This window comes from Methylomicrobium lacus (genome assembly GCF_041897535.1).
In the GTDB taxonomy this organism is placed as follows: Bacteria; Pseudomonadota; Gammaproteobacteria; order Methylococcales; family Methylomonadaceae; genus Methylomicrobium; species Methylomicrobium lacus_A.
On sequence record NZ_CP169217.1, the window covers coordinates 1,909,279 to 1,929,578 of the forward strand.

1 protein-coding gene is annotated in these 20,300 nt (G+C 62.3%); it reads right to left on the minus strand.

Features of this window, described 5'->3' with window-relative positions; translation table 11 throughout:
- Nucleotides 1-84: 84 nt before the first annotated feature.
- Nucleotides 85-20,136: an Ig-like domain-containing protein gene (locus ACEPPP_RS08425; RefSeq protein ID WP_374090612.1), complete on the minus strand. Its 20,052-nt coding sequence runs from the start codon at nucleotides 20,134-20,136 to the stop codon at nucleotides 85-87.
- Between the last annotated feature and the right edge of the window lie 164 nt (nucleotides 20,137-20,300).

Genomic DNA, 20,300 nt, shown 5'->3' on the forward strand with positions numbered 1-20,300 from the left:
TAGAAACTCCAGCCCCCTATTTATGGAAGCTAGGGATTCCAAATCGGTGTTTCCACGCGGAGGCTTGGAAACGAGGTTCTTCAATCAACTCAGACTGACCTTTATTACCCCCCCTTGAGTCGTCGCCACCCTCAACGCGCCGTCGGCATCGAAGGCCAGGCCGCTGATCGTATTCGCATAGACGCCCTGGCTCGCCAGATCGATCCGTTGCAGCTCGGTGCCGCCGCGGTCGACCTTGACCAGCGCGGTGCCTCCGTAATAACTGCCGATCCAGAAGTTGCCGTCGTTCGGATCGATCGCCAGGCCGGCCCAGCTTTGCACATTCAGCGGCAGCGCAATCTGGCTGACCGTCGCGCCGGTCGCCGGGTCGACTTCGATCATCTTATTGCTGTCATGCGACAAGACGAACAGGTGTCCCGTCACCGCGTCGTACACGCCGGCGGTCAGGGTGTAGCTTTGCGCCAGCGGCAATTTCGTGATCACCGCGCCGGTATTGGGATCGATCGCCACCACGGTATTGATCGTAGTGTGCCAATAGCCGCTGAACAGCAGCAGACTGCCCGCCGGCACGTTGACGCCGTTCAGGCTGAAGGCTTGCGGCGCGACCTGCAGGCCGGCGTAACTGCCGGTGTACTGGTTGCCGAAGGTCGCCGCATCCAGCGTAATCGTCTGCACGATGGCGCCGGTGCTCCGGTCGATGCGCTGCAGATGGCCAGGGTTCGTCGTGTCGACTACCCACAGCGCACCGCTGACCGGATCGACCGCAACGTCGGACAATTGGCCGACGCTGGCCGACTCGCTGCCCGGCTTGACCACCTTCAATGCGAGCGCGGCGGAGGTGCCGCCCGCGGTCGTCACCGTCACCGTGCCTTCACCGAAGTGCGCCAGGTCGGCGCTGTCCAGCACCGCGTAGCCGCCATTGACCTGGACGCCGCGCGCACTGTCGTAGTAGGTGCCGACGTCGACGCCATCGTTGATCACGCTGTCCGTGACACTGGAACCGCCCACCGTATACTGGCTGCCGCCTTCGACGAAGCCGGCGCCGTATAAATGGAGATTGCCGTCAAAGTTGCTGCTCGCCAGCACCGGCACGATCTGCAATTGCGGCTGGCTGCTCGAGCCGAACACTTGCAGGCTCACGATGCCATTGGCCTCCAGCGGCACGGTCAGCGTGGCGCTGCTGCCGTCCGCCGCCGCGGCGATCGGGCTGACCTTGAGCGTTTGCAGGGCGCCGCTGTAGTCGGTGTAGCGCAGCAGCACGTCGCTGGCCGTGCTCAGGCCTGCGCCGTTCAGGGTCACCGCCTGCCCCGGATTGGCCGAAGCGATCGCCGCGTTCGCCGGCGTGCCGCTCAGGGCGGTGGCCGTGACGCTGCTCAGGCTGACGCTGAAACTGGCGCTGACGCCGCCGGCGGTCTTCACGCTGATCGGGCCGAAGGCGCCGTCGCTCAGCGGCACGGTCAGCGTCACCTGCCCGTTGAGGTTTTGACCGAGTGCCGCATCATAAATCTGCTGCACATCCGCGCCGGCACTGACGCCCGCATCCAGCACCACGACGCCGTCGGCGCCGCTGCCGAAGCGGTATTCGCTGTTGTTGCCTTCGATAAAGCCGGTGCCGCGCAATACCACCACCGCGCTGCTGCCGTCAGAGGCCACGCTCTGCACTTCCACGCCCGTTAGCGTCGGGATGATTTGCAAGGCGAGCGCCGCCCCGCTGTTGTCACCGACGACGCGAACGACGCCGCTCACCGCATTCAGCGGCACGGTGACTTGCACCAAGCTGCCCTCGGCATTGACCGTGTTCGGACGCACGATGGTTTCGGTGCGGTTACCGTTGCTGTCTATCGTCTCGAACACGATGTCCAAGCCGCTATCGAAGCCGCTGCCGCTCAAGCTGATGACCTGGCCCGGATTGGCCGAAGCGCCGGCGGCTGTGCCACTGGCCGCGCTGGCCGTGATGCCGGCCAGCGTCAAGCCGAAGACGGCACTGGTGCCGCCCACGGTGCTCACCCGGATCGGTCCGCTGCTCGCGCCATTCGGCACGGTCAGGCTCAGGCTGGTATTGCTGGTATTGATACCGTAGCTGCGACTGGTATCCACCACTTGCGACGCCCCCAGCCAGACCGAGGTCGTGCCTTCGGCAAAGCCGCTGCCGCTCAGCGTCAGGCTGCCGCCGATGAAGCTGCCGCCCGCGCCCATATTCACATCGCTGAGCGTAGGTACGATTTGCAGCAAGAGGCCCGCGGTATCCCGCGCCAGGCGGACATGGCCGGTGGCCGCGTTGGCCGGCACCACGACGGTCAGGCTGCTGCCGTCGGCCGCGACACTCACTGGCGTGACGGTTTGTTCGGACACGTTGCCGCTGCTGTCGATGACGCTGAACACTACCTGATCGCCGGCCAGCAAGCCGCTGCCGGTCAGGGTAATGGTTTGCCCGGTGTTGGCCGAAGCCAGCCCGGCTTGTGCCGCCGTGCCGCTGGCGGCCGTGGCGCTGATGCCGATCAACCGGCTGCTACCGGCCGCCAGGCGCTCGATGCTCAAGGTATAGTTACCGGTTGTCGAAGCCGTGCCGCTACCGGAGACCTTCGGATCGTAGGTGCTGTTGCCGCTGCCGCTGATGCCCAGATAGTACGACCCGCCGCTCGGCGCAGTCCAGCGCAAGGCGGCAGTGCCGCTCGTACTATAGTTCTGCGCCGTCAACTGTACGCCGTTGGCGTCGAATACCCGCAGCCGCGAGTTGCCTATGCCGCTGACGCCCAGACTCAACACGTCGCCGGCATTGACGTCGATGCGATAAAGATCGACGTCCAGGCCGGCCAAGGCGCCGCCGATGCTGCTGAGTATCCGTTGGCTTTGATTGTTGCCCACCGCCAAGACTTGCGCCTCGCCCAGGGTGTTGCCCACTTCCGTCGCCGGTGTCATGTCGCCCAAGGCGGTCAAGGTCACGCCGCTGCGCAAGGTCGCGCTGCCGCCAGCGGTGCTGACGCTGATCACGCCGGCGCCTATGCCGTTCGGCACGGTCAGGGTTAGCAGTTGCTGATCGACGGAGCTGCCGGTGTTGTCATACAAGGTGCGCACACTGAAGTCGCCGACCGCGCGGCCATCGATGCTGACGATCAGGTCGTTGGCGGTGAGGCCCGAGCCTTCGATCACCAGGGTGTTGCCCGTCGCGACGGTGCCGCCCACGGCACGCAAGGTCGGGACGATCTGCAGATCGAAGCTGGTATTGCTGCCCAGAACGCTCACCTGGCCGCTGCGCGCCAAGGCCGGCACCCGTATCGTCAGGGTGGTGCCATTGTTGCTGACGCTGCCGGTACGGGTAATGGTGCCGAGACGGCCGCTGTCGTCGATACCCTGGAACTGCACCAGGGTATTGCTGGTAAAGCCCTGGCCGGTCAGCACGATGCTTTGGCCGGTGACCGCCGAGGCCACGCCGGCGTTGGTAGGCACGCCGTCGGTCGCGCTGGCGCTCAGCCCGCTGAAATTGACCAACGCTTGCACGCCGAAGCTCGGCGCCGGGATTTCGGCAAAGCCGCCTTCGGTGGTGATGCGGATCGGGCCATCCAGGGTCAACGGCGCCACCACACTGAGGCTGGTGTTGTTGCCGCTCACATCCAGCGGACTTTGATTCAGCACGTTGTCGTTTTGGGTCATGCCGCCAAGGGTCACCGTGCTGGCGCCTTCCATGAAACCGCTACCGTTCAAGTAAAATAACGTTTCCTCGCCCGGTCGTCCACTGCTCAAAACGGTCAGGGTCGGCACGATTTGCAGCCGGATACCGGCGCTGGCGTTGAGACTTTGGGCATTGAGCACGCTATAGTTGCTGACGGTATCGTGCAATACGCTGACGCCATCGACCGAGACGTCGATCAGGTCAGGGCCACTGCTACCGTCCCAACTGTCGAGTGCATAGAAGTCGAAGCTGACCGTATAGTTTTGCCCCGCAGTCAGTCCGCCAAGGCTCAGGGTCTGCCCCGCGTTGTTGAAGCGGCCGGAGAACTCGCTGAAGTTGGCCATGGCGTCTTTGTTCGTCGCCAGATTGCTCCAATTGGCCTTGGCGCCGCCTTCGAAGTTGTCGCTGAACACGAGGGTGCCGCCCTGCTTGACCACGACATTGTCGATGCCCCAGCTTTCATCGTTCAATTCCTGCAGGCCGCCATCGCCGAAGCGGATCAGCGCCGTGTCGCTGCCGGCCGTGAAGCTGGCGGTGACTTGGCGATAGATGGCGTCGTTGTGGCTGTTGAAGCCCAGATTGCTGGTGCCGATGTTGGTGACACGGATATCGCCGGTGGTGGCCAATTCAGGCACCACCACTTGCAAGCGGGTGCCGTCAGCATTGATCAGCAACGGACGCACGGCGACGATGCCGGGTACGCCCTCATTGTTACGGGTATTGAACAGCACTTGCGTGCCGGGGCCGAAATGAGTACCGCGCAGTTCGATGACCTGCCCGGTATTGGCCGCGGCAGCGCCGGCAATGGCCGCGGTGCCGTTGGTGGCGGTCGCCACCACCTCGGTCAGCGTGGCCGATACGACGGCCGGATCGTGATCGAGGTCAACCTTGACCACCCCCCCTTGAGTCGTCGCCACCCTCAACGCGCCGTCGGCATCGAAGGCCAGGCCGCTGATCGTATTCGCATAGACGCCCTGGCTCGCCAGATCGATCCGTTGCAGCTCGGTGCCGCCGCGGTCGACCTTGACCAGCGCGGTGCCTCCGTAATAACTGCCGATCCAGAAGTTGCTGTCGTTCGGATCGATCGCCAGGCCGGCCCAGCTTTGCACATTCAGCGGCAGCGCAATCTGGCTGACCGTCGCGCCGGTCGCCGGGTCGACTTCGATCATCTTATTGCTGTCATGCGACAAGACGAACAGGTGTCCCGTCACCGCGTCGTACACGCCGGCGGTCAGGGTGTAGCTTTGCGCCAGCGGCAATTTCGTGATCACCGCGCCGGTATTGGGATCGATCGCCACCACGGTATTGATCGTAGTGTGCCAATAGCCGCTGAACAGCAGCAGACTGCCCGCCGGCACGTTGACGCCGTTCAGGCTGAAGGCTTGCGGCGCGACCTGCAGGCCGGCGTAACTGCCGGTGTACTGGTTGCCGAAGGTCGCCGCATCCAGCGTAATCGTCTGCACGATGGCGCCGGTGCTCCGGTCGATGCGCTGCAGATGGCCAGGGTTCGTCGTGTCGACTACCCACAGCGCACCGCTGACCGGATCGACCGCAACGTCGGACAATTGGCCGACGCTGGCCGACTCGCTGCCCGGCTTGACCACCTTCAATGCGAGCGCGGCGGAGGTGCCGCCCGCGGTCGTCACCGTCACCGTGCCTTCACCGAAGTGCGCCAGGTCGGCGCTGTCCAGCACCGCGTAGCCGCCATTGACCTGGACGCCGCGCGCACTGTCGTAGTAGGTGCCGACGTCGACGCCATCGTTGATCACGCTGTCCGTGACACTGGAACCGCCCACCGTATACTGGCTGCCGCCTTCGACGAAGCCGGCGCCGTATAAATGGAGATTGCCGTCAAAGTTGCTGCTCGCCAGCACCGGCACGATCTGCAATTGCGGCTGGCTGCTCGAGCCGAACACTTGCAGGCTCACGATGCCATTGGCCTCCAGCGGCACGGTCAGCGTGGCGCTGCTGCCGTCCGCCGCCGCGGCGATCGGGCTGACCTTGAGCGTTTGCAGGGCGCCGCTGTAGTCGGTGTAGCGCAGCAGCACGTCGCTGGCCGTGCTCAGGCCTGCGCCGTTCAGGGTCACCGCCTGCCCCGGATTGGCCGAAGCGATCGCCGCGTTCGCCGGCGTGCCGCTCAGGGCGGTGGCCGTGACGCTGCTCAGGCTGACGCTGAAACTGGCGCTGACGCCGCCGGCGGTCTTCACGCTGATCGGGCCGAAGGCGCCGTCGCTCAGCGGCACGGTCAGCGTCACCTGCCCGTTGAGGTTTTGACCGAGTGCCGCATCATAAATCTGCTGCACATCCGCGCCGGCACTGACGCCCGCATCCAGCACCACGACGCCGTCGGCGCCGCTGCCGAAGCGGTATTCGCTGTTGTTGCCTTCGATAAAGCCGGTGCCGCGCAATACCACCACCGCGCTGCTGCCGTCAGAGGCCACGCTCTGCACTTCCACGCCCGTTAGCGTCGGGATGATTTGCAAGGCGAGCGCCGCCCCGCTGTTGTCACCGACGACGCGAACGACGCCGCTCACCGCATTCAGCGGCACGGTGACTTGCACCAAGCTGCCCTCGGCATTGACCGTGTTCGGACGCACGATGGTTTCGGTGCGGTTACCGTTGCTGTCTATCGTCTCGAACACGATGTCCAAGCCGCTATCGAAGCCGCTGCCGCTCAAGCTGATGACCTGGCCCGGATTGGCCGAAGCGCCGGCGGCTGTGCCACTGGCCGCGCTGGCCGTGATGCCGGCCAGCGTCAAGCCGAAGACGGCACTGGTGCCGCCCACGGTGCTCACCCGGATCGGTCCGCTGCTCGCGCCATTCGGCACGGTCAGGCTCAGGCTGGTATTGCTGGTATTGATACCGTAGCTGCGACTGGTATCCACCACTTGCGACGCCCCCAGCCAGACCGAGGTCGTGCCTTCGGCAAAGCCGCTGCCGCTCAGCGTCAGGCTGCCGCCGATGAAGCTGCCGCCCGCGCCCATATTCACATCGCTGAGCGTAGGTACGATTTGCAGCAAGAGGCCCGCGGTATCCCGCGCCAGGCGGACATGGCCGGTGGCCGCGTTGGCCGGCACCACGACGGTCAGGCTGCTGCCGTCGGCCGCGACACTCACTGGCGTGACGGTTTGTTCGGACACGTTGCCGCTGCTGTCGATGACGCTGAACACTACCTGATCGCCGGCCAGCAAGCCGCTGCCGGTCAGGGTAATGGTTTGCCCGGTGTTGGCCGAAGCCAGCCCGGCTTGTGCCGCCGTGCCGCTGGCGGCCGTGGCGCTGATGCCGATCAACCGGCTGCTACCGGCCGCCAGGCGCTCGATGCTCAAGGTATAGTTACCGGTTGTCGAAGCCGTGCCGCTACCGGAGACCTTCGGATCGTAGGTGCTGTTGCCGCTGCCGCTGATGCCCAGATAGTACGACCCGCCGCTCGGCGCAGTCCAGCGCAAGGCGGCAGTGCCGCTCGTACTATAGTTCTGCGCCGTCAACTGTACGCCGTTGGCGTCGAATACCCGCAGCCGCGAGTTGCCTATGCCGCTGACGCCCAGACTCAACACGTCGCCGGCATTGACGTCGATGCGATAAAGATCGACGTCCAGGCCGGCCAAGGCGCCGCCGATGCTGCTGAGTATCCGTTGGCTTTGATTGTTGCCCACCGCCAAGACTTGCGCCTCGCCCAGGGTGTTGCCCACTTCCGTCGCCGGTGTCATGTCGCCCAAGGCGGTCAAGGTCACGCCGCTGCGCAAGGTCGCGCTGCCGCCAGCGGTGCTGACGCTGATCACGCCGGCGCCTATGCCGTTCGGCACGGTCAGGGTTAGCAGTTGCTGATCGACGGAGCTGCCGGTGTTGTCATACAAGGTGCGCACACTGAAGTCGCCGACCGCGCGGCCATCGATGCTGACGATCAGGTCGTTGGCGGTGAGGCCCGAGCCTTCGATCACCAGGGTGTTGCCCGTCGCGACGGTGCCGCCCACGGCACGCAAGGTCGGGACGATCTGCAGATCGAAGCTGGTATTGCTGCCCAGAACGCTCACCTGGCCGCTGCGCGCCAAGGCCGGCACCCGTATCGTCAGGGTGGTGCCATTGTTGCTGACGCTGCCGGTACGGGTAATGGTGCCGAGACGGCCGCTGTCGTCGATACCCTGGAACTGCACCAGGGTATTGCTGGTAAAGCCCTGGCCGGTCAGCACGATGCTTTGGCCGGTGACCGCCGAGGCCACGCCGGCGTTGGTAGGCACGCCGTCGGTCGCGCTGGCGCTCAGCCCGCTGAAATTGACCAACGCTTGCACGCCGAAGCTCGGCGCCGGGATTTCGGCAAAGCCGCCTTCGGTGGTGATGCGGATCGGGCCATCCAGGGTCAACGGCGCCACCACACTGAGGCTGGTGTTGTTGCCGCTCACATCCAGCGGACTTTGATTCAGCACGTTGTCGTTTTGGGTCATGCCGCCAAGGGTCACCGTGCTGGCGCCTTCCATGAAACCGCTACCGTTCAAGTAAAATAACGTTTCCTCGCCCGGTCGTCCACTGCTCAAAACGGTCAGGGTCGGCACGATTTGCAGCCGGATACCGGCGCTGGCGTTGAGACTTTGGGCATTGAGCACGCTATAGTTGCTGACGGTATCGTGCAATACGCTGACGCCATCGACCGAGACGTCGATCAGGTCAGGGCCACTGCTACCGTCCCAACTGTCGAGTGCATAGAAGTCGAAGCTGACCGTATAGTTTTGCCCCGCAGTCAGTCCGCCAAGGCTCAGGGTCTGCCCCGCGTTGTTGAAGCGGCCGGAGAACTCGCTGAAGTTGGCCATGGCGTCTTTGTTCGTCGCCAGATTGCTCCAATTGGCCTTGGCGCCGCCTTCGAAGTTGTCGCTGAACACGAGGGTGCCGCCCTGCTTGACCACGACATTGTCGATGCCCCAGCTTTCATCGTTCAATTCCTGCAGGCCGCCATCGCCGAAGCGGATCAGCGCCGTGTCGCTGCCGGCCGTGAAGCTGGCGGTGACTTGGCGATAGATGGCGTCGTTGTGGCTGTTGAAGCCCAGATTGCTGGTGCCGATGTTGGTGACACGGATATCGCCGGTGGTGGCCAATTCAGGCACCACCACTTGCAAGCGGGTGCCGTCAGCATTGATCAGCAACGGACGCACGGCGACGATGCCGGGTACGCCCTCATTGTTACGGGTATTGAACAGCACTTGCGTGCCGGGGCCGAAATGAGTACCGCGCAGTTCGATGACCTGCCCGGTATTGGCCGCGGCAGCGCCGGCAATGGCCGCGGTGCCGTTGGTGGCGGTCGCCACCACCTCGGTCAGCGTGGCCGATACGACGGCCGGATCGTGATCGAGGTCAACCTTGACCACCCCCCCTTGAGTCGTCGCCACCCTCAACGCGCCGTCGGCATCGAAGGCCAGGCCGCTGATCGTATTCGCATAGACGCCCTGGCTCGCCAGATCGATCCGTTGCAGCTCGGTGCCGCCGCGGTCGACCTTGACCAGCGCGGTGCCTCCGTAATAACTGCCGATCCAGAAGTTGCTGTCGTTCGGATCGATCGCCAGGCCGGCCCAGCTTTGCACATTCAGCGGCAGCGCAATCTGGCTGACCGTCGCGCCGGTCGCCGGGTCGACTTCGATCATCTTATTGCTGTCATGCGACAAGACGAACAGGTGTCCCGTCACCGCGTCGTACACGCCGGCGGTCAGGGTGTAGCTTTGCGCCAGCGGCAATTTCGTGATCACCGCGCCGGTATTGGGATCGATCGCCACCACGGTATTGATCGTAGTGTGCCAATAGCCGCTGAACAGCAGCAGACTGCCCGCCGGCACGTTGACGCCGTTCAGGCTGAAGGCTTGCGGCGCGACCTGCAGGCCGGCGTAACTGCCGGTGTACTGGTTGCCGAAGGTCGCCGCATCCAGCGTAATCGTCTGCACGATGGCGCCGGTGCTCCGGTCGATGCGCTGCAGATGGCCAGGGTTCGTCGTGTCGACTACCCACAGCGCACCGCTGACCGGATCGACCGCAACGTCGGACAATTGGCCGACGCTGGCCGACTCGCTGCCCGGCTTGACCACCTTCAATGCGAGCGCGGCGGAGGTGCCGCCCGCGGTCGTCACCGTCACCGTGCCTTCACCGAAGTGCGCCAGGTCGGCGCTGTCCAGCACCGCGTAGCCGCCATTGACCTGGACGCCGCGCGCACTGTCGTAGTAGGTGCCGACGTCGACGCCATCGTTGATCACGCTGTCCGTGACACTGGAACCGCCCACCGTATACTGGCTGCCGCCTTCGACGAAGCCGGCGCCGTATAAATGGAGATTGCCGTCAAAGTTGCTGCTCGCCAGCACCGGCACGATCTGCAATTGCGGCTGGCTGCTCGAGCCGAACACTTGCAGGCTCACGATGCCATTGGCCTCCAGCGGCACGGTCAGCGTGGCGCTGCTGCCGTCCGCCGCCGCGGCGATCGGGCTGACCTTGAGCGTTTGCAGGGCGCCGCTGTAGTCGGTGTAGCGCAGCAGCACGTCGCTGGCCGTGCTCAGGCCTGCGCCGTTCAGGGTCACCGCCTGCCCCGGATTGGCCGAAGCGATCGCCGCGTTCGCCGGCGTGCCGCTCAGGGCGGTGGCCGTGACGCTGCTCAGGCTGACGCTGAAACTGGCGCTGACGCCGCCGGCGGTCTTCACGCTGATCGGGCCGAAGGCGCCGTCGCTCAGCGGCACGGTCAGCGTCACCTGCCCGTTGAGGTTTTGACCGAGTGCCGCATCATAAATCTGCTGCACATCCGCGCCGGCACTGACGCCCGCATCCAGCACCACGACGCCGTCGGCGCCGCTGCCGAAGCGGTATTCGCTGTTGTTGCCTTCGATAAAGCCGGTGCCGCGCAATACCACCACCGCGCTGCTGCCGTCAGAGGCCACGCTCTGCACTTCCACGCCCGTTAGCGTCGGGATGATTTGCAGCGGGAAGGTGCCGTCGGCAAAATCGGTACGCGTGTTGCCTACCAGCGAATACACCACGGCATCGCCGGTGACGGCGTTGAGCGGCACGGTGAAGTAGGCAATGCCTCTCGCCGTGTCGGTACGCAAGGCAGAAACGACAGTCGTCGAGCGGTTACCCGCCGCATCGATGACAGAAAACTCGGCCCTGGCCGTCGCCGGATCAAACGGCACGGCGATGCCGATCTGCTGCCCGGGGTTGGCCGATGGCGCCGTGGCGATCTCGGGCACACCCATTGCAGCTTTTACATCGCTGGCAGGACGAATGGTGAAATGGCGCACCACCGGATCGGCCAACGCATTACCCGCGCGGTCGTTGATGATAGACGGATCGAGAGTGAACTGGTATTCGCCCGGAGGCAGCAAGCCATCGATCAAGACGCTGACCCGCTGACCGAAGGCGCGGCTGTCCAAGGTGACGGGCACAGATACATCATCGGCCGTACCGAAAAGGCCATCGTTGCCCGCCCGCAGCAGCGACACTCCGGAAGTATTCAGACGTGTCGTATCGATCGGCTCATCGAAGACCAGATCGATCGAACGCACGAAGAAGCGCCGCGCGCCTTCCTCGACGCTAACCGAGGAGACGACCGGCGCGAAGGTATCCGGCACCACGTCCAGCGTGACCAGATTCGACAACGCGACGTTGCCGCCGGTATCGGTGGCCCGTACTTGGATGTTCAATGTCGAACCGCCGGCTGCAATGGTCGGAACTTGGGCGAATAATTCAAACGGGAAGGCAATGTCATTAAATACGACCTGGCCATTGACCAGCAACTCTACACTGCGCACCTGCACGTCGTCGCTGATGGTCGGAATGACGCGCACCGTGCGGCCTTCGAGCACCTGAGTGCCCGGTGTCGCCGGATCGGCATCGGCGCCTTCGACGCTGATCGCTACATTCGGCGCAATGCCTTTGGTATCGAAACCGACATAGTTGACGATTTGCAGGCCGCCGCTGCCGTCAGCAACGAAGGCCAGGCCATTGGCCAGCGTGATGTCTCTCGGCGCGTCCGACAAATCGTATTGCGTGATGAAAGCGCTGGTATCGGTCGGGTCGGAAACATCGATCACCTGCACCCTATTTCCAATACCCGGTAAATTACCGATACTGACCGCAAGTCCGGAACCGTTGGCGACGATTGCGCCGTTGGTAATGTTGGTCGCATCCGGATTGCTTAACAGGAGCAGATCGGCCGGATTGGCGACATTAACGGTACTGAAGCCTTGCTGGAAGCCGCCGGTGCCGCCGATATAGGCAACACCGCCGCCGACAAACAAGCGGCCGCCTCCGGTTGACAATGTCAGGTTATCGAGCAGCGTCAACACGTCGCCAGCAATGGAAATTGAACGCAGGACGCGGCTGCCGTCCATCGTGAACAGCGTATCGCCATCGATCGCCAGATCGGTCAGCGTGCCGCCTCCCAATGACGACAGACTCAGCGTGGTGCGAACCTCGCCGGTGTTCAAATCGACGCTCGCAAGATCGCTGCCGGTGGTCACATACGCAATGCCGTCACGCACTTCGACATGCGATACCGGGCTGGCAAAGGCCAGTGTTTGCCGTAACGTCGGACTGGAAGGGTCGGAAATGTCGACAATGTGCAAGCCGGCATCGTTGGCTGCAAGCACGGCAATGCCGCGCACCGCATCAACTGCGACATCGGTGTTGTTACCTGTTAAATCCAGCTCGGCCAAGACTTTGCTTTTAGTGACCTGAGATGCATCAACCACCGCAAGGCCGTTATTTCCGGTTGCCAGCAACACCGTTAAATCGGACTTGCCATCGGTTGAACCGATGACGGCCACGGCTTCGGCGCTGCCTTTTATTGCGGTGCTGGAGATCACGCCTGTCGCCACGGCAATACCGTCCAATGGGTTTAGCCCTTGCTGCAACTCGGCGAGGTCAAGCAGACCATCCTGGTCCGAATCAGCGCTTGACTTCTTTGTACCCACGATCTCTTCCACAACATCCGGCAGACCGTCTGCATCCCTATCGAGCAGCCCGCCTTGTCCATCAGGCAACAGATATTCAGGTACGATGCGAACTCCAAACTCGTCTACCGGCAAGCTCGACAAGTCCAGAGAAGCAAATGCCACGGCCGGCAGTTTGCTAGCCTGACCGGTTGGCGAGGTATGGCCATAGACATTAGCCACTTTATGCGCGACAGGGTCGTAGAGGGACAGCGAATAGTCCGCATCGGGCGCTAAGAAGACATCGATTTTACCCTCGCTATCGGTGCGGCCGCGCAATTCGTTACCATCGATGCGAATCAGATAGTAAGTGTTACCCGGCAATCCGGAAACAAAAGAGCTGTACATCTTTGCTGCCGTTTGATCGAGATCACTCGTGCTATTATTCAGCGCATAATAGCCGCTGCCGAAGTCTTGAAGCGCGTCAAAATTGGGCATGTTTGCCGCGAGCGCATCAATCAGCTGCTGAATATCCTCGAAAAGGCTATCGGGATAAGTCGATGAAGCCTCGGCCAATTGAAGCGTTCTGGCACCGGTAGCGGGAGCCGCGGGTGCGCTCTCGGCGTTGGCCGCCAGACTCAATGCCGTTGCGATTTGATCGATTTTCGCGCAAATGAATGCCAAACCTAATTGTTTTAAACCGGCCTCGGCTTTCTCGATCAACTTATTGACCTCCCCTAATTGGGTTTTAACAGCCCCGATGCCAACGCATATCGTTTTAACAAGGGTGGTATTGCACTCGCCACCTTGTTGTTGAATGCGTCCGCATACATTGTCGAGGCCGCTCAATATAGCCTCTAAGCATTTGGCAATCTTAAGCGCTCTGCTGATCGGATTCTGTTTCTCGAAGGCTTCTACCACGGCTACTACGGCAGATTTCCCGTCATTTATGATTTTAAAGGTAGCCGCTAACTGCGCCGTGCTCACACCCGGCTTGTTGAGTTCCGCCTGAAGGGTTACCACCGACTCTGCAATTGAACGGGCCTTGTCTGATACTGTCAGAACGGCCTTAAGCGCGCTCCCAATTCCGGCAAGCTCGGCGGCGCAATTAGCCGCCGCCGTCGTCAGATCGATGACGATGTCGAATGCATTTTGAGAGTTGATGCATGGCGGCGGATCTTGTGGCGGCGGGTTGTCAGGCCCGGTAGTCGGCGTGCCCGGAGGCGTCAAACCATGCCATCCTGGCGCTCTCACGCCCGACCCCGGATCGGATACCACAGTCAACCCGTCCGCCGACACGGTGCCGGTACCGTTGATCACCAGCCGTCCGGTCGTATGATCGAAGCTCAGGATATTCAGCTTGGTGCCCGGCGCCGCGTTGAACACGTTGGGCAGCGTAATCTGCACCGGTTCGGCGAAAGCCGCCACGCCCGGCGCCTGGATCGTAATGTCGAAGGTGTGTTGCAGCACGCCCGGCGGCAGCATGTCGCGCACCAGTTCCGGCGGCACGGTCGCGATGCCGATTTGGGCATTGGTTACCGGATTGCCGTTCTGGTCAACGGCGCTGCCCGGGTTGACGGTCAAGGTCAGCGCGGCGCGTTGTGCTTCGGTCAGGTCCGGCGCCGCCGCGGGGTCGACGGCGTTAATCACGGTGGGTTCAGTCGCGCTGACCGCTTGCAGTACACTGGTGGCGATACGCGGCAGATACACTTCCTGGCGATCGGCATTGGCCAGGCGCTCGGCGGACGTTCCCATGCTGCCCATCAGCGTGTTGGCGACGCCCGGTATCAGTTCGGCATCCATCACCATTTCCGGGAAGAACACGCCGTCGGGCGCATTGGTCGCGGTGCGGCCGTCGATGACGACCTTGACCGTACCGGCAGGCACGTCGGTCAATTCGAAGTAGCCGTTGCCGTCGGTGAAGACGAACTTGTCCTCCTGCCCCAGGATGTAAACCTTGGCGTGAGCGATCGGCCGCTTGAAGACGTCGTCGGGGGTATGGATGATGCCGTCGGCGCCGCGGCCGATATCGTCGAAGGTCATCGGTTCGAGGTCGGGGCCGGGATCGGCGACGATGCCGACGATTTTGGTTCCTGGAACCGAGGTGCGGCTGACCGTGGTAAAGTCGAGCGAGAACTGGCCGCCGGAAGCACCGTCGGCATCGGCATCGAGGAAGCTGCCGTCGGCAGCCGCGCGGATTTTCGAGCCGTCGACATGCAGCGTGATTTGCGCCGCACCAGGCATCGGCTGGATGAAGAACAACCAGGCAAAGGAGCCGTCCAAGGCCGGCACGATGGTGGCATCCAGTTTGCTGCCGTCGGGCGCGGTCGCGTAGAAGCTGTCGCTGGTCAACGTGTCGGTATTGACCGGACGCGAGAAGGTCACTTGCGGACGGAAAGTGACCCCGACATCGCTGCTGCCGGCGGCAGGCGAAGCGGCGGTAATAGTGAACGGCGCCAGGGCGTCAACCTTGACGGTGCGAATCAGTGTCGTGGCGTTGCCGGCCGCATCCTGCGCGGTGAGAGTCAGCGTATGATCGCCGACAAGCAGGGTGCCGAAATCCAGGGCGGCATCAAAGCTGCCGCTGCTGCCGTCGAATACCAGGCTGCGGAGGGTGCCGTCATCCAGACGGTAGTTCAATTGCGTCAGCGTAGTGCCGGTGGCATCCGCCGTGCCGGTGAGACGAACGCCGCCGGCCAAGGTATCGCCTTCGGCAATGCTGGTGAGAGTAACGATCGGTACGCGAGTATCCAGGGTAAAGCTGCGGACATAGCCGGCGCTGAGGTTGCCGGCCGCATCGCGGGCGATAAGGGTGATGGAATGGCTGCCGTCGGCGCTGCCATCCAGTGCAAACGCGGTGGTGATGGCGAAATTGCCGTTGGCATCGAGCGTCAAGTCTTGCAAATCGCCGACATCGATGCGGTATTGCACACTCGCCACGCCGGACAGATTGTCGAGAATCTGGCCGTTCAGAGTCAGGTTGGTTTTGACCGCTTCCGGGGTATTTTGTGCCGTAACGACCGGCGCTTGCAGGTCTTCGGTCAAGGCAAACCGCGACAAGACGGCATTCGCCACTTGTTCACCCAAGACATTGCCGGCTTGATTGGTGAACTCGTAGTGAATCCCGCCATAAATACGGCTGCGGCCGGCCTCTTCAGCGGCCTGGCTGAAGCTGGTAAAGTCGCGGGTTACGCCAGGCAGCGTCGCGCTGGTGGTGCTGAACGCAGTATCGTTGCCGAAGGCATCCGCCAAAATGGTAGCGGCGGCGGCACTGAAGGTCGAGTGTCCGGAGACGTATTCAGGATGCGCGGGCGTAATCAGTAACGGCCGCCAAGCGTCGTCGTCGCTGGTTTCGCTGTTGCCATCGAATTCGGCATTTTGAATCGCGGTTTCCGGACGCCACAAGCCGTAGGTATATTTGGCATCCCAGCCGGCAATGGCGGCATCGGCCAAAGCGACGTTGAGTTGTGCGAACAGGCGGACGTTGGCGCTGAGGCTGTTGCCTTCTGCGGTTGCCACCTGCGCCGCAATCTGGTTCCAGTGGCCGGGCGGGGTATAGCTGCCCTTGCCGTCGGCCCAGAACAGGGCTTGCTGGGTCTGATCGGCGGTGCGCGTGGCGCTGGTGGCGCTGCCGAGCAATTTGATTTCATTGACCGCTACGGCATAGGCGGCGGTATCCAGCGCCGGCGGCGCAGCAGGACGGAACTCGCTCGGCGAAGTCAACGCAAACGGCGTCACGCTACCCCATTGCGGTTCGTCAGGCACGTCGAACATCGGTCCGGTGGGCCGCCACTGGCCGACGGCAGTGCTGCCGGAATAGTCGACGAATGCGCCTGAGCCATCGTTGGCGCGCAAGGCCCAGATGCTATCGGCGATGCTCAGGCCCAGGGCGATGCCGTTGTCTTTGGCGGCGCCGTCGGCGATGCCGGACAGGCCGCTAGCCAGAGCCGCATCGAATATGCCTTGCTGCGCGGGATAGGTCAGACTGAGGATACGGTGCGCGGCCGTCGCCAACGCGGACTGGACGTCTACGGCGCCGGCGACGCTGCGTTGTACCAGATACGCCGGCGAACCTTCGATGGCAGCCAGGGTATCGTACTGCGCCAAACTGAGCATCGCCAGGGTGCGGGTGGCAACCGGCGGGTCGGTCACTTCGAGTTGAATGGCGCGGAGAGCAATGTCGTTCCAGATCAGCACCGCATCCGTCTGTGCTTGCTCGATGCGGGTGATGGTACGGCTGAGGCTGCTGGTGTTGCCGGCGGCATCGGTGACGTTTAAGTTAATGGTGTTATCGCCCAAGGCCAGAGCCACGCCCGGCAAGGTAAACGTCCCTGAGCCGCCGACGACCGCACGAATATCGCCAAGCGAAACCGTCGAACCGACTTCGGCCGTGCCGCGCAGGACCACGATGGCGGATGTCGCTTTACCGTCATCGCCATTGACCGCGTCGGCGCTCGACACGCCAAACTGGCTACCCGTAGGAGCCTGTGTATCCAGGGTAAAGGTCACGATTTTCTCGGCCGAGCGGTTGCCGGCCGCGTCTTCTATGGCGACGCGTACGCTGTGCTCGCCGTCCGCCAAGGTGCCTCCCGCCAATACCGCGAGCTGCGATTGGGCAAGGCTGAAGCTGCCGTCGGCTGCCAACAGGCCGCTCAGATCGCTGTAGATGGGATCGAAATTCGGATCGCCCAGCGCGACCAGCAGGCGCGCGACCCCCACGTTATCGCTGCCGGCGCCTTGAAGCATAGCGGAGCTCGTGATGCCGTCGGTATCGGAGCTGCCGGTGTCGGAACTCAAGGCCAAGCTGGAAAGCATCGGGGCCTCTGTATCGCCCGTGTTCTCGGGGTCGCGCCTGACGGTGAGATTGACGGTGGCCGTATTGCCGGCGGCATCGGTCAGCGCGAAACTGAACTCGTTGTCACCCAGCGCCAGCGGGACATTGTCAAACGCAAAGGTGTTGGCCGCATCCGCGGTCGTTTCCATGTCGCCCAGGCGCACGCGGGTACCGCCCGGTGCCTGGCCGATCAGCCTAACGGTAGCCTGAGTGGTGATCAAATCGCCTGGCGTGCCGGTGTCCGAGACCGCATCCAGAGCGGCGCTGCCGTTCGGCGTGAGCGTATCCAGCATAAAGGTCACGGTCTTCTCGGCCGAGCGGTTGCCGGCGGCGTCTTCTACGGCGACGCGTACGCTGTGCACGCCATCCACCAAGGTGCCGCCCGCCAACGCCGCGAGCTGCGCTTGGGCAAGGGTGAAGCTGCCGTCGGCTGCCAACAGGCCGCTCAGGTCGTTATAGTTGGGATCGAAATTCGGATCATCCAGCGCGACCAGCAGGCGCGTGACACCCACGTTATCGTTGCCGGTGCCTTGAAGCGTAGCGGAGCTCGTGAGGCCGTCGGTATCGGAACTGCCGGTGTCGAAGCTCAAAGCCAGACTGGAAACCACAGGCGCTACGGTGTCGATTGGGGCGCGCCTGACGGTGAGATTGACGGTGGCCGTATTGCCGGCGGCATCGGTCAGCGCGAAACCGAACGCGTTGTCACCCTGCGCCAGCGGGATGTTGTCAAATGCAAAGGCGCCGGCCGCATCCGCGGTCGTTTCCATGTCGCCCAGGCGCACGCGGGTGCCGGCCGGCGCTTGGCCGACCAATTTGACAGTATCCTGCGCGGTAATCAAATCGCCTGGCATGCCGGTATCCGAGGCCGCATCCAGACCGGCACTGCCGCTAGGCGCCGAGGTATCCAGTTCAAAAGCTAACGCCAGACTGGTGCTGTTTCCCGCTAGGTCGGTCGCCAGCAAATGCAGGGTATGATTGCCATCGAACAAGGTTTTATCCGCCGCCAACTCGGCCAATTGCGCCGGCGTCAGCTCAAAGCTGCCATTACTGCCGACAACGGCGGTGATGTCGGTGAAATCTGCGCTGTCAAGGGCGCCCTTGAGGCTCGCAATCCCCCCCAGATCATTGGCCAGGCCGCTGACAGTAGCGTCATGCGTGAGACGGTCGCCGGAATCGCTGCCGGTATCACTGGCCAGGGCTGCCGTCAAAACGGGTTCCACCTCATCCGCGGGTTGTGTAAGCAGCTCTGGAACGGCGTCCGATTTAATGCTTTTGCCATTCAACTTAACTTTCAACGGGAAAGCACCGGCGATGATGCGGGTTCTCCCCAGCAGAGGGCCGCCGACGCTCATCGATTTAATAAAACTATGTGCAGGATCGAGCAGTTGGTCGTTGCCGTTGTCGTAAATGCCGTCAACCGGCTTGACGCCGACCCAAATCTGGCTGTTCTTGACGCTGCCTCTGACGACTAACTTAGTCAACTCGCCGCTGCCAAATTGGTCGGCATTGGCGTCCACGCCGCCCCAAGCCCCATCGGCGCCGAGATTGACGCCGATTGCAAATTTTGCTTGTTCGAGATTACCGCCGACATTCAACAGGCGCAGTGAAGGCATGCTGAAGCTGCCGGAGGCATTGCCCGTCACTTGCAGCGTCGAAACCGCATCGTTGAAGGCCGCAGTGAAGGCCGAGTCGGTATTCCCCAGAATCAGTTTACCGGCCTCCCCCTGAATGTTCCAGTGACCGCTGACTTCGCCGATGATATTGGCAGAGTGGAGCGCATCGGCGGCATTGAGAACCAGATCGGCCGCAAAATCGCCGCGCAAGAGCAATTTGTCTATACTCGGCGCAATGACGGCATCAGCCATAGCATCCGTATCCAGCCAGCGGTTGGCTAACAACGACCCAATCGGCGTATCGCTTTGCAGTACCAGGTCTTGAATATTGCCGGCTTGAATGTCGAGTTTCTTACCCGCGCCATTAACGGTAATGCTGCTGGGGCCGGTAACGTCCCCGAGCACGAGTTTCGCGAGCTTGCCGTTAATATCTATTTGCCCTTGCAGCGCTACCCCTTTGACTTCAATCGAACTTAAATCGGTACCGCTATGGAGCGCCCCCAAGGTTGCGGTCGTTCCATTCTTTGAATCGACTCGCATGATAAATTTCGATTTCGCATCGGTACCGCTGAGAGTGACTTGGAATTGATTGTCGGAATAGCTGACGGAGCCCAGGCCACGGCCTTTCAGCGTAAATGTAGCCTGTGTGCCGTCATCGGCCGTGATGGTCAATTGTGAGCTCTTGCTCTGTCCGGGTAGCTGCCCAAAAAACCCGCTGACATTTTGTTGAGCAGGGGATTGCGCATCTGCTGCATCAGACAACGCCACCGAGCTGAATAACGGAGTGGCGGCGCTCAATGCTTCTTCTGAAGAGGCCGTTAAGTCGATGCGTATTGCCGGTGCCGCCGCTGGTGCACCCTGACTGCTGGTGACCGAATCGATGGCGACATGACCGCTGGGAATGGAAGGAGGCGGAGTATTGATGGTCTGGGTAAGATCTATTGCGAGATCCGCGCTGAGGAGGAGGCGGGGCTCATAGGTTTGCAGTTGCCATTGCTGAGGTATCGGAATCTGTGTCTGTGGCGGTGTTTCTGTCCTCTCCCGACGAATCGCCCGAAAGATTTGCAGGCCTAGCCTTTTGGCGACAAAACGAGGCGCCTTGTTAATATCCTTATCACCGTTTTTCATAGACACATGCTCCTCAATTGACAATAGAGTCTTTGTATAAAATGAGTTAATAAATCCCAGGTTTCTCAAGCCGACATTCCGGAAGCTGAATTCCGCCGAAAATCAAAATTCCTTTCGCATTCCGCATCACATAAAAAGTCAGGGGACCAGTGTAGTAAAATTAG